The sequence below is a fragment of the Psychrosphaera haliotis genome (assembly GCF_039523615.1).
Taxonomy (GTDB): domain Bacteria; phylum Pseudomonadota; class Gammaproteobacteria; order Enterobacterales; family Alteromonadaceae; genus Psychrosphaera; species Psychrosphaera haliotis.
Window position 1 is genome coordinate 249960 of the sequence record NZ_BAAAFQ010000005.1, and the last position, 12985, is coordinate 262944.

The following is a 12985-nucleotide window of genomic DNA, read 5'->3' on the forward strand; positions in this document are numbered from 1 at the left end:
TAGGTTAATCTGCTTATCAATTAATAACTCACTTTGAAATTATCATATATGAAAATTAGTAACAAATACTTGGTTGAAGCAATTGTTTTTGTCAGTTATGTGCTCTTTGCAATGGCTTGGGTAGGCGGTACGGCAAGCATGACCCAAATAATGTCCTCGATGGACGTTGACAGCCTTGCATCCGCTAGCTTTATAAGTGGCGCGGTAACCATAGCTAAAATAGCCGGTACCTTTATTGCCGCTTGGATTGCTCTGAAAATGGGTATCAAATATGCCTTTTTCTTAAGTGGTTTGCTTGTCTTTATTGGTGTTTTCACGCCAATGTCTGCAACATACGATGTACTTTTAGTTTCACGATTCTTAATGGGTCTGGGCGGTGCATTGATGATTGTCTATTTTAATCCAATAGTGATGAAGTTTTTTGCAGTTGAAGAGCGCTCTACGATTAATGGTTTAAATGCTGTGGCGTTTAATGTGGGCACCGCCATTATTCTTTCTTCAATGGCCGAAATTAATACGCTAACGGGAGGTTGGCAACAAAGTTTAGTGATATTTAGTGTTGCTAGTATTGTGTTAGCAGTCGTTTGGTTGTTCGTTGATTTTAATGAGCCCGTTACAACACCGGTTGCTAAGCCTGTGACAGAAAGCCCAAGTGTTGATGAAGAAGCTTCTGTTTATGGTTATTCTGATGGTTTAAAAGACAAATTTACATGGGCTTATTCGCTTTGTTATTCAGGGTTATTGGCATTTTATATCTGTTTATTTACCTTTTATCCTAAAGCGGGCATCACGCAAAGCTCAGTGGTTATTGGTTTTGGCATTATTGGTACCATTGCCGGTATGATTTTTAGTAAAAAGGTAAAACAACGAGTACCTGTCATAACATGGTCTGGCGCAATGGTAACTTTGATGGTATTTGTACTGTCTTTTTATCAACATGCAGAGGTTCAATTAGTTGCAGCAATGTTGCTTGGCTTCTTTGTTTTTTTCCCAATTACCGCATTGGTTTCCATTCCGCATGAATTAAAGGATATGACGGGCGATAAAATTACCGTGGTATTCAGCTTATTTTGGTCAATCAGTTATTTAATTGCAACCATAGTACTGTGGTTGTTTGGTAAGCTTGTAGATATTAACGGTGGCGACTTTACTATGTCTTTCTTGCTGATTGGCGTTGTAAGTAGTAGCTTCTTTATAGGCAGCTTCTTTTTGCCAGAAACCAATCCAAAAAAGGAATCGTAAATGCGTGGTGAATTAGCACAACACTTAAATGAATTTATAGATGGTGTTAACCAAGCGATTGCCAAAGCTAAAGAAGATGGCGTTACGGCGACGCCAGAATTAGCTAGAGAAAACTTAGCAAAGTTAGGGGCGTTTGTAAGCCAAGTGCCAAAAATTGCTTATGCAGAAGAAAACTACGTATTTGCGGATCAGGTAGAAGTTCCGGTACGCGTTTATAGCCCGAGTCCAAAAGAAGAACTGCCTGTGGTTATTTATTTCCATGGCGGCGGCCACATGTGTGGCAGTACTGAACTGTACGATCCTATGTGTCGAAAAATAGCCATTGCAGCTAAATGTGTGGTTGTTAGTGTTGATTATCGTTTATCACCGGAGTTTCCTTATCCAGCAGGCATTAATGACTGTGAAGACGTTGTTCGTGGTTATCATCAAGTTTTAAAAGACGTAAGTTACGGCAATGAAGTTATTATTGCCGGAGATAGTGCTGGTGGCGCTATTTGTAGCACGCTTGCCATTAGAGCACAAAAAGATACAAGCCTTAAAATAGACAAACAAGTTCTCATTTACCCAAGTGTTGACTACACCATGAGTGAACCCTCAGTCGAAGAAAATGGCACCGGTTTTCTATTAGAGAAAACGAGAATTCAGTGGTATTTCGATAACTACTTTGATGATTATGAAGATCGTAAAGAAATGTCACCTCTTTACGGTGAATTTGATGCGTCAATGCCAGAAAGCTTAGTTATTATTGCAGGCTGCGACCCGTTAAGAGACGAAGGTTTAGAATACGCTAAAAAGCTTAAAGCTGCAGGCGTTAACGTGGATGTTCGAGAGTTTAAGAATATGATCCACGCGTTTATGAATATTGAAGATCTTGTGCCCGACGAGTGCAGAGAGTTATACCAACTCATCGGGGACTTTGTTAATCAAACCGATGAGAGTGTTACTGAGACGTCCACGCCCCATCAATAGGTAAAGATGCGCCCGTAATTGAGCGGGCCGTATCAGTACACAAAAACAGTATCAAATTACCAATTTGCTTTGGTGTTGCCATTGCTGGTAGTGGCTGCTTATTAGTAATAAGTTGATGTTTAGCTTCCGTAATATTCGTTCCTTGTTGTTTTGCTAGCTCTGCAATTTGGTTGTTAATCAATGGAGTTTCAACCCAGCCAGGGCAAATCGCATTAATAGTTACCCCATTAGCTGCTTCTTCGATTGCCGCTACTTTTGTTAAGCCAACCAAGCCGTGTTTAGCGGCAACATAGGCTGACTTTTTAGCAGAGCCCACTAAACCATGAACCGACGCAACATTAATAACACGACCCCATTTTCTCTCTTTCATGAGAGGTAGTGCTTGTTGCATGATATGAAATGCCGCTGATAGATTGATGGCAATAATGGCATTCCACTTGTCCCTAGGAAAGTTTTCAATGGTTTCGGTATATTGAATACCGGCATTATTGACCACGATATCTAACTGCTTGAAGGTATTTTTAATATTTAACATCATTAAATCAATTTGCTCAGACTCAGCGATGTTGGCATCACTAAACATAACTTTGACACCATACTTGTCTTCAAACTGCTGTTTTAATTCTAAACCTTCACTAATGGGCACTAAACCGTGAATGATGATATTAGCGCCTTGCTCCGCTAATAAATGCGCCGTTGCCAAGCCAATGCCACTTGTAGAGCCAGTAATTAATGCGACCTTTTCTTTTAAAGCTAAGTTGTCTGTAAACTGGTTAGCCAGTGATAAGTTCATGTCTATTTAATCCTATATAAAAACCAAGAACCGACTGTAACAAACCTACCTTCGTAAAAAAGTACTACCTTAGTGCAATATGCCCATGTATTGCGCACAGAGTAATGAAAATCAATAGCAAAATTAACGGTATGTCGGGACTAAAGTACCAGTTGACCTAAATGGAAAGTTACAGTTAAATCTAGCCCAAGTGTCAAATAGAGTTTACTGCCAAGCGCGTTATTTTTACTCAGTTAAAACTTAAGAATAGGGTGTTTAATTGTGGTTTGTGACAAGATGGCAGAATAATAATACGAATATAATCGCACGCTGCGAAGGGGAACAATATGTCAGGTTTTGACAAGGTAGTGAATAGCTACGCTGAAGCTATGGCTGGAATCGAAGACAATATGACGGTGATAGCCGGTGGTTTTGGTCTTTGTGGAATTCCAGAAGGGTTAATTGCCGAAATTAAGAATAAAGGAACCAAAGGGCTTACGGTTGTTTCAAATAACTGTGGCGTTGACGGCTTTGGGTTAGGCATTTTACTTGAAGACAAGCAGATAAAAAAAATGGTTTCGTCTTATGTTGGTGAAAATGCATTATTCGAAAAACAGCTATTAAATGGCGAGTTAGAAGTTGAGCTTACGCCTCAAGGTACATTAGCTGAAAAAATGAGAGCGGGTGGAGCAGGTATCCCAGCATTTTACACGGCAACGGGTTATGGAACATTGGTTGGCGAAGGTAAAGAAGAACGCGAGTTTAATGGTCGTAACTATATTCTAGAAGAAAGCATCACTGGTGACTTCGCTATCGTTAAAGCATGGAAAGCAGACCGCTATGGCAACTGTATTTATCGCCATACTGCTCAAAACTTTAATCCAATGGCGGCAACGGCTGGTAAAATTACGGTTGTTGAAGTTGAAGAGATTGTCGAGCCAGGTGAATTAGAGCCTTCACAAATTCAAACTCCAGGAATATACGTAGACCGTGTCATTCTTGGCACTTTTGAAAAACGTATTGAAAAAACAACCACACGAGATTAAGGAATAGACCATGGCTTTATCAAGAGAACAAATTGCCCAACGTGTGGCTAAAGAATTTAATGATGGTGATTACGTTAACTTAGGTATTGGTATTCCTACGTTAGCGGCTAACTATGTACCTAGTGATATTGATGTAATGTTGCAATCAGAAAATGGTTTATTAGGTATGGGTCCATATCCTACGGCGGATGAAGTTGACGCAGATATGATTAACGCGGGTAAAGAGACGGTAACAACTGCCACAGGTGCTGCAATATTCAGCTCAGCCGAAAGCTTTGCAATGATCCGTGGTGGTCATGTTGATGTGACTGTTTTAGGTGCTTTTGAAGTGGATCAAGAGGGCAACATTGCCAGTTATATGATCCCTGGTAAATTAGTGAAAGGCATGGGCGGAGCGATGGACTTAGTCGCTGGCGCAGAAAACATTATTGTTACTATGACGCACGCAAACAAACATGGCGAATCTAAGTTATTGTCTAAGTGCACGTTACCACTTACCGGTGTTAATTGTATCACTAAGATTATTACAGACTTGGCCGTGCTTGAAATTAGTGATGGTGCTTTTGTTCTTAAAGAAACGGCACCAGGCGTTAGTATTGAAGAAATTCAAGAAAAAACTGCTGGCAAACTGATAGTGCCAGCTGACGTAAAAGAAATGACGTTTAGCTAGTCTACTGCAAAGTATAAAAGTAAGGTCGCAAATTGCGGCCTTTTTTATTGGCTTTTTGATTTATTAAAATCGCACCTCTTATCCATTCTTTAACTACACTTTGTAGACAAGCATCAAAAAAGGAACCATTATGCGCGTGCTATTTACTTTATTATTACTTTTCTCATCTATTGTTTTTGCCAATGGTAATTCAAGTATGAGTAAAACTCAGATATTGAATCTGATATCTGAGTACAAACAAGCGCCTATTTCAGAAACAGGTTATGCTGCTGTAAAAAAGATCATTAATTTTGCTGAGAATAGCAAAGATGTGTTGGTGGAGGTTACGCCAGAAACCACACCGTGGTTAACGCATGATAAAGTGAGCGATCCAATTAAGGGTTTGTTGTTAGGAGCATACGTAGTGGGCAATATTGAACCTCAACTTATGTTTAACGAGAAAAAACCGCAACATTGCAGTGGAGCTACTGAAGTAGCCAGAGTTGTTAAATTAATTATACGTCCAAATGCAGCCGCTGAGATTAGGCTAATAGAGCAGTTAAATAAAGCCAGTCTGAACCGGTATGATTGTAGTAAGGAAAAACAAAATCAGGCATTAAATAGTGCTGAATAAGGAATATTAAAATGGGTTATATTGACGGTGTAATAGTGGCTGTGGAAACAGCAAAAAAACAAGAATATATTGATTTCGCAAAAGGCACAGCGGCAGCTTTCAAAAAACATGGCGCCTTGTCGGCAATAGAGTGCTGGGGAGACGATATCCCTGACGGTAAGGTCACTTCATTTGGCATGGCCGTTAAGTGTAAAGAGAATGAAAGCGTCGTATTCTCTTGGATCATGTGGCCAGATAAAGAAACACGTATTAAAGCATGGCCGGCTATCGAAGAAGATGAAGCATTGGCTGGCTTGTTTAGTGATATGCCCTTTGATGGTGCTAGGCTTATATACGGCGGTTTTGAAGTCGTAGTTAACGATTAAACCACCGTATTCAAGCGAATCTTTAAATAAAGGTTTTAGTTATTAGCTCACTTTGTTCAGACAGTGATTGCTGGATATTGATTGACTGTGTTTGTGTTTGATCAATGTTGTCGCCAATATGCTCCATAGTGTTAGCAAAAGTCTCAAAATGCTTTTGTTGTTGCTTAGCGCAAGCTAGTGTTTTATTGGATACTTCACATGAGGTTAACGCTTTTACTTCCACTGCTTCAGTGGTTTTTATGAGCGAACTAATAATTTGAGTCTGTTGATCTCCCGACAAAGCAATTTGATCAATATTCTTTTGCAATAAGGCATTATAGTTAGAAAGTTTTTCTAGGATACCGCTCGTATCTACAAGCGAGTCCTGCGTTTTCATTGCGAGCTTTCTAACTTCATCGGCAACTACAGCAAAACCTCGGCCATGTTCACCCGCTCTTGCTGACTCGATGGCGGCATTTAACGCTAGTAAATTTGTTTGGTCGGCAATCGTTCGGATAACATCCATCACCTGTTGAACCTCAAGAACACTATTACTTAACTTTTCAACGGTTTCTGAACTGAGTGAAATTTGTTGATTCGTTTCGGTATTGGCGTCTAATACTTTTCCTGCGCCTTCTCTACTTTGAATCATTGCACTTTCTGTTTCTGATGCATAAGTTTGCACTTCCTCTGCTAAGGTAGAAAGTTCTTGGTTAGTATCAGTTAGCTTTTGAAGAACACTGTAGGCGTTGGTGACGCTGTCTTTAGAGGTGGTAGTAGAATGACTGATTTCTTCTATATTGCCAGACAGTTGATTTAATGCGCTAGATACGACATTCATTTGCGACGTTTTTTGTTCGTTTTCAATCGACTGATTATCAAGCATCTTATTAAATGAAACTGCAATTTCTCCAAACTCATTGTTACTGCTTGCGTCTATTTTTTGAATACTATTACTAGAAATAAGAGAATGGAACGCATCACGTAAGTGGTTTAGAGGTTTTAATACTTGTCTTATTAAGATTGCATAATTTAGGGCACCAACAGCCAACATAAAGGTCATGGCAATGGCTGCAAGTAAAAAGGAGAAATCGTAGGTTTGCTGTCTTTTTTGAGCAATAGAGTTAACAACATCTTTTGTTAACCGCTCCAAGCTAGAAAAGTCTTGGTTGATTTGTTTTATTGTAAAGACTCGAGCATTGACGGTGTTTACCGTATTGGAAAGCTCCTTGGAGTATCGATTACTTAAAGAGTTTAGATTACTGACTATTTCCTCCCCTAGATCTTCCGCTTCGCTTTCATCCTCAAACATAGCTTCAAATTCATCAAGCTCCTCTTGCTCACCATACACTTTTAATAGTGGTGTATTGGAAACCTTTTTAGCTACTGATTGAATCTCTGCTATTTTATTTAAAACAGAGTCCTTCAGTTGCGGACTTGGGTTTGCAATAAGTTTTGCTCTAGCGTCTGATAATTGCCATGTTTGCGAAAGAATTGACGCTGAGTAAGTAATAAACTTTTTAGCGCTCTGTGGATCATTGTTATACCCCTCATTTGCGTAATTTATTAAACTCTCTGCGTAACCAGTTATTTCCCTTTCCGCATTTATCAATAAAGCTTGTTCATTGCCAGCTAGTTTTCCAAGCGCACGATATTCATTGTCAATTTTTGAATCAAATTCATTTAACTGAATGATAAGAGCACTTACACTTTTATCTTTTGCAACGTCTGTTTCGCGAATACGTTTTAATTGGGCTAATGTGATATCTTTAGTTTTTACCAGTTCTAGAGCATTGCCGGTAGACAGATATTTCTGAATGTTTCTGTATAAGTCGACCGTAATTGATGTGTAAACGGTTTGAAATAATTTTGAATTTTGCTCTGAGTGATCAAGTTTCAATTTTACAAAATAAAACAGAACCGATAATGATAAAACGGAAATAACAATAGTCGTTGATGTAGCTCGTATTAACTGGGATATGCGCATAAGGAACCATCAGGTATAAATTTTCAGGTAGTCTAAAACCTAACTGTTACAACTATGTGACGATAAATACCGGCTTTGAGTTTTTTCAATGCGTTGAATTGTGGTTATAGGGTAAATAAAACAATGAGATGTATTCAATGATAAAGATAGCGAAAGACCGTTTGAGCACATTTAGTCTTAAACACAAGAAATATGAAGGTAAGGATATTTTACCTTTATGGGTAGCAGACTCTGAATTTGAGTGCGCACCAGCAATAAAAACAGCTTTAGCAAAAAGGGTTGAACACGGTGTTTTTGGTTATCATAACCCTTATCAATTTGAACCCGGTGTACCTGCAATACAGCGCTGGCTGCTAAAGCAATATAACTGGCAGGTAAAGCCAGAGTGGATTGTTTGGACCCCTGGTGTAGTTCCTGCTTTTAATATGATGTGTCAGGCGTTTTGTAAACCGGGTGATGGTATATTAGTCCAATCCCCTAATTACCCACCATTGTTAAATGCTCCGGTAAACAATGGTTTTATGCAAGAAACGGTGTCTACTCATTTAGTAAATGGGCGCTGGCAGCTGGATTTTGACGAGCTTGAAGCAAAAGCAAGTAAACCAACCACAACCTTGTTTTTATTATGTAATCCAATGAACCCATGCGGTTCTGTTTTAACGGAGCAAGAGCTGCAAAAAATCAGTGATATTTGTAACAAACATAACGTACTTGTTTGTTCTGATGAAATTCATGCTGATTTAGTGTTGGATAAAACCCAGAGTCATATTCCTGTTGGTTGTTTACCTAACCTGGAAAATACTTCTGTTACCTTAATGGCGGCAAGTAAAACTTTTAACGTTGCAGGGTTTGGGGTTTCTTTTGCGATTATTCCAGACGCCAAATTACGAAAACAATTTCAGCGCGGCGGGCAGGGAATTGCCCCATCAGCAAATAACTTTGGCGTTATAGCAACAACCGAAGCGTTTACAAAGTGTGATGATTGGTATGAGTCTCAGTTAGATTATTTAAGAGATAACCAGGCACTAATTGTATCGGCCGTAAATCTAATTGATGGCATTGAGTATACACCGGCGCCAGCAACGTATTTAGCTTGGATAGATTGTAGGAAATTACACAGGGATGAATTACAAAGTTATATGGAGTCTTTAGGTCTAGGGCCTTCACCGGGCGCGGATTTTGGTTACCCCGGTTTTATTCGTATTAACTTTGCTTGTTCCAGGGAAATGTTAACTGACGCGATGACAAAGCTACAGAAAGCAACGAAACAAGAATAACCATGAGCCAAGCGGGCAAGTTACCAAACTGTTGATAAAAAGTTTGGCTTTGATAAACCTTTAACTCATGACTTAATACTGACGCTTCAAATTGCGGCAATAACTGGTCCACATTACCATTGGCATTTATTACTGCGGTGACGCCATTGTTGGTCACTCGTACGACAGGTTTCGCAAATTCCAAAGCGCGCATTTGAGCAATTTGTAAATGTTGCCAAGGGCCATGTGAAGAGCCAAACCAGGCGTCGTTACTTAATGTTAGAATAATGTCGCTGTTGTCATTGAGATTACTGTTTACTTGATGTGCAAAGGCAATTTCAAAACAAATAGCCGGCGAAATATTTAAGCTTTGAGCAACTAGGTTATCTTGTTGATAATAACCTCTTGAAAATGAGGACATTGGTAAATCAAATATAGGCCCTAACTTCCTTAATATACTTTCAAACGGCACAAACTCACCAATAGGTAACAGGTGATGTTTGTTGTATCGGTTATTATTAAGGTATTTATAGTGACCAAATTGATCGTCGGCGTGCTTTTTCCCCAATACGATAATGTTGTTATAGGCTCTATCTGTTTCAGGTTGATAGTCAACGATGCCAGTAATCAAGGCTGTATTGGTTTCAGCGGCTAATTTGTCAACTTCTCGAAGGTAGTCATTGGCTAAGATCTCTAACCTAGGAACCGCAGCTTCAGGCCAAATTATCAAGTCATGCTTTTCAAAGAAGTCGGTAGACATGGTTAAGTATTTTTCCATGGTTGGCAATTCATTCTCTGGTTGCCATTTAATACTTTGCTCTATATTTCCCTGTACAAGTGCAATACGCGCTGTTCGTTTTAAATCACTTGTCCAACTTATGTTTTGACTAAACGTAGTTAAGCCAAGAATAAATAAAAAGGTTGAGGTAGTCAGTGCCACTTGAGATTTGGATAAGGAATTTTTAAAGACTAAAACAAGTTGAACTAAACATATCGCCAGCAACGCGGTAACTGCTTGTAAGCCAAATTCCCCAACAATAGGAGCCAATGAGCGAAGAGGTCCTTCTATTTGGCTGTAGCCTAATGAGAGCCAAGGGAATCCAGTTAAAAACTTAGCGCGAGCCGTTTCTGCTAAAAGCCAAAACAAAGCAAAACCCCATAAACCGAGTTTTTGTATACTTTTAAATGTAAGTAAGGCGGCGAGTGCTGGAAACAGAGCTAAATAAGTGACCAACAATGCCATCAAAAATAAGGAGGCTATTAAAGGCAATCCGCCAAAATCAGCAATGGCCACATGTACCCAACTAACTCCAGCACCAAACCACCCTAAACCATAAGATAAGCCATAAACAGCAGCCTTTTTGGCGGAAGGTGCTTTTGTGACGGCAAATAGAAGTAATGCAAGAGTGAAAAAAGGTATCCACCAGTTTTTAAACGGAGCAAACGCCAAGGTATTGAGCATACCGATGGCGATTAATCCAATGGGGTAAAATCTTTTGTCCATTATGGCTTAGGCGATTTTTTCTTAGGTAAGGTAACCATCAGTTGCTGAATGCGACGAGTATCGGAAGATTGAACCTTAAACTTTATTTGGTTTATGATTACTTCTTCACCTTTTTCTGGCATGTGACCAAATTCATGCAAAACAGTACCACCAATGGTATCTGCTTCTTCTTCGTTAAATTCTGTATTAAAGAATTCATTAAAGTCATCAAGTTCTGTTAAGGCTTGTACCATGTACACATGCTTAGAAACTTTACGAATATTGTCAGTTTGATTGTCTTCAGAGTCGAACTCGTCTTCAATTTCACCAACAATTAATTCTAGAATGTCTTCAATTGTGACTAAACCAGAAACACCGCCGTACTCATCAACGACAATAGCCATATGATAACGATTAAGGCGGAACTCTCTTAGTAATGTATCAACACGCTTACTTTCAGGAACAATAACAATCGGGCGAAGCATCGCTTTTAAATCGATTTCCTGTTCACGGTCAACAAGTAGGTTTAATAAGTCTTTAGCCAGTAATATGCCTTCTACGTGATCCTTGTCTTCTGTAACAACAGGGAAACGAGAGTGGCCAGACTCAATCATGAGCGGGATAAACTTGTCAGGTGTATCAGACAAATCTAAGGTTATCATTTGTGACCTCGGTATCATTATGTCTCTGATCCGTAAATCAGCGATTTCCATAACACCATCAATCATATTTTTAGTATTTAGATCAATTAGGTCATTTTGCGCAGCAACATCTATGATATTCGCTACATCTTCTTTGCTCTTCGGTTCGTCAGTAAAAAGCTGACCAATTTTCTCTATCCAGCCTTTATTAGAAGAACCGTTGCTACTATGTGGGTTGTCGTCACTCATTCTAGTCAGAATGTTCCTATATTTATTAAACACAACAATTGCCATTCTGTTGGAAAAACCTCCAACATGTCAATTAGATTATTATTAAGTTTTACTCAGATATTAAATAAGGGTTGTTAAAACCCATTTCGTTCAATATTTCTATTTCTAAACTTTCCATTTCTTCTGCATCAGCATCTTCAATGTGATCGTAGCCGAGAAGGTGAAGGCTACCATGAAGCAACATATGTGCCCAATGTGCTTCTGCCGTTTTATTTTGTTCTTGTGCTTCTTTATTTACAACTTGAGCGCAAACTACCAAATCGCCTAATAAAGGCAACTCAATATGAGCAGGTGCTTCAAAAGGAAATGACAAAACGTTTGTTGGCTTTTCCTTGCCTCGATAATCACCATTAAGTTGCTGGCTCTCTTCTTCATCAACAATACGCACTGTTAACTCGGAAACCTCTTTAAACTGAGGTAAAAAGGCGGTTAACCAAGCTAAGCATTGCTCTTCAGATGGAATATTAGTGTCAGTACTGGCATTTTGATAGTCCAGATCAACGCTCATTGTTAATGTCCTTAATGGCTGCTTCTCGAATCGCTTTCTCTTGCTGAGCTTTCTCTTTTGCTAATTGCTCACGCTCTGCTTTATCACGGCGTTCTTGCTCTTCTAGCTTTTCATAAGCCATTACAATCTTCGCAACAACTGGGTGTCTAACTACGTCATTAGCTTGGAAAAAGTTAAAGCTGATGTCTTCAACTTCCGACAAAACTTCAATGGCGTGTCGTAAACCTGAGCGAGCACCTCTTGGTAAGTCTATTTGAGTAATGTCGCCAGTAATCACTGCTTTTGAATTAAAGCCGATACGCGTTAGAAACATTTTCATTTGCTCAACGGTGGTATTTTGACTCTCATCTAAAATAATAAAGGCGTCATTAAGTGTTCTACCACGCATGTAAGCAAGAGGGGCAACTTCAATAACGTTGCGCTCGATAAGACGTTCAACTTTCTCGAAACCTAGCATTTCAAAAAGGGCATCATAAAGAGGGCGCAAGTATGGATCAATTTTCTGACTCAAGTCACCTGGTAAAAAGCCAAGTTTTTCGCCAGCTTCAACCGCAGGTCGAGTTAATAAAATACGCCTTACTTCTTGGCGCTCTAACGCATCTACTGCACAAGCTACTGCTAAATACGTTTTACCCGTACCAGCTGGGCCAATACCAAACGTAATGTCGTGATTTAATACATTCTTAACATATTCAACTTGGTTATGGTTACGCGGCTTTATATTGCCTTTACGTGTTCTGATAACCACTTCATTGTCATAACCTTCAATTTCTTGCTCAAGAATTTTGGATTGTTGAAGTGCGAGGTGAATATGATCAGGCAACAACTCTTTTGCCTTCACTTTATTTTTTTCTTTAGGATCTGGCTGCGTTTCTATATATAAATCTTTTAAAATTTCATTAACTGCAACCACATTCGCGGGGTTGCCAACAATTTTGAATTTATTGCCTTGATAAGTAATTTCAACACCCATGCGACGTTCAATATGTTTTAAATTATCGTCGTATGGACCAATCAAAGAAGCTAAACGGTCTTTATTGGCAGGTTCTAAAAATAGCTCTAGAGAATTAATTTTTTTTGGCAATTTATCTATTTCCTTGGTTTTAAAAAACTAAAAGGCCATGACGGATCATGGCTCTTTTTAACTTATCCAATACCTAGAA

General features: G+C 39.1%; 13 protein-coding genes. 7 read left to right on the forward strand and 6 right to left on the reverse strand.

What is annotated here, in order from left to right:
• Nucleotides 1–48 precede the first annotated feature (48 nt).
• Nucleotides 49–1242, forward strand: a complete 1194-nt coding sequence (locus tag ABD009_RS08020) for an MFS transporter (protein WP_343824330.1) — start codon at nucleotides 49–51, stop codon at nucleotides 1240–1242.
• Nucleotides 1243–2211 carry an alpha/beta hydrolase gene (locus tag ABD009_RS08025; RefSeq protein WP_343824332.1) on the forward strand — a complete coding sequence of 323 codons (969 nt, stop codon included), beginning with the start codon at nucleotides 1243–1245 and terminating at the stop codon, nucleotides 2209–2211.
• Here the strand turns inward: ABD009_RS08025 and ABD009_RS08030 are convergent.
• Nucleotides 2183–3004, reverse strand: coding sequence for a 3-hydroxybutyrate dehydrogenase (locus ABD009_RS08030; RefSeq protein ID WP_343824334.1), 822 nt, complete (start codon nucleotides 3002–3004; stop codon nucleotides 2183–2185). The genes ABD009_RS08025 and ABD009_RS08030 overlap by 29 nt on opposite strands.
• 326 nt (nucleotides 3005–3330) lie before the next feature.
• On the opposite strand from ABD009_RS08030, the gene ABD009_RS08035 reads away from it, so the two are divergent.
• The 4 genes from ABD009_RS08035 (at nucleotide 3331) to ABD009_RS08050 (ending at nucleotide 5677) form a co-directional block, all read left to right on the forward strand.
• A complete protein-coding gene (locus ABD009_RS08035; RefSeq protein ID WP_155693669.1) occupies nucleotides 3331–4029 on the forward strand; it encodes a CoA transferase subunit A in 699 nt (232 codons plus the stop codon).
• A 10-nt stretch (nucleotides 4030–4039) separates the two neighbouring features.
• A complete protein-coding gene (locus ABD009_RS08040; RefSeq protein ID WP_343824337.1) occupies nucleotides 4040–4699 on the forward strand; it encodes a CoA transferase subunit B in 660 nt (219 codons plus the stop codon).
• A 130-nt stretch (nucleotides 4700–4829) separates the two neighbouring features.
• Nucleotides 4830–5312, forward strand: coding sequence for a hypothetical protein (locus tag ABD009_RS08045; protein WP_343824339.1), 483 nt, complete (start codon nucleotides 4830–4832; stop codon nucleotides 5310–5312).
• 11 nt (nucleotides 5313–5323) lie between these two features.
• Nucleotides 5324–5677, forward strand: a complete 354-nt coding sequence (locus ABD009_RS08050) for a DUF1428 domain-containing protein (RefSeq protein ID WP_343824341.1) — start codon at nucleotides 5324–5326, stop codon at nucleotides 5675–5677.
• Between the two features lie 22 nt (nucleotides 5678–5699).
• On the opposite strand, the gene ABD009_RS08055 is transcribed toward ABD009_RS08050, so the two are convergent.
• Nucleotides 5700–7643, reverse strand: coding sequence for a methyl-accepting chemotaxis protein (locus ABD009_RS08055; protein WP_343824343.1), 1944 nt, complete (start codon nucleotides 7641–7643; stop codon nucleotides 5700–5702).
• Between the two features lie 137 nt (nucleotides 7644–7780).
• On the opposite strand from ABD009_RS08055, the gene ABD009_RS08060 reads away from it, so the two are divergent.
• The gene (locus ABD009_RS08060; protein ID WP_343824345.1) at nucleotides 7781–8920 is read left to right on the forward strand and encodes a MalY/PatB family protein; all 1140 of its coding nucleotides are present in this window, start codon (nucleotides 7781–7783) and stop codon (nucleotides 8918–8920) included.
• Here ABD009_RS08060 and lnt read toward each other — a convergent pair.
• From lnt to ABD009_RS08080, 4 genes are all read right to left on the reverse strand, one after another.
• Complete coding sequence (gene lnt, locus ABD009_RS08065; protein WP_343824346.1) at nucleotides 8847–10403, reverse strand: apolipoprotein N-acyltransferase; 1557 nt, start codon at nucleotides 10401–10403, stop codon at nucleotides 8847–8849. The genes ABD009_RS08060 and lnt overlap by 74 nt on opposite strands.
• Nucleotides 10403–11272, reverse strand: coding sequence for a CorC family transporter (locus tag ABD009_RS08070; protein ID WP_155693656.1), 870 nt, complete (start codon nucleotides 11270–11272; stop codon nucleotides 10403–10405). Before ABD009_RS08070 ends, lnt begins: the two co-directional genes overlap by 1 nt.
• 91 nt (nucleotides 11273–11363) lie before the next feature.
• A complete protein-coding gene (ybeY, locus tag ABD009_RS08075) occupies nucleotides 11364–11822 on the reverse strand; it encodes an rRNA maturation RNase YbeY (protein ID WP_343824349.1) in 459 nt (152 codons plus the stop codon).
• Nucleotides 11812–12906, reverse strand: coding sequence for a PhoH family protein (locus tag ABD009_RS08080; RefSeq protein ID WP_155693652.1), 1095 nt, complete (start codon nucleotides 12904–12906; stop codon nucleotides 11812–11814). The genes ybeY and ABD009_RS08080 overlap by 11 nt, the downstream gene beginning before the upstream one ends.
• Nucleotides 12907–12985 lie beyond the last annotated feature (79 nt).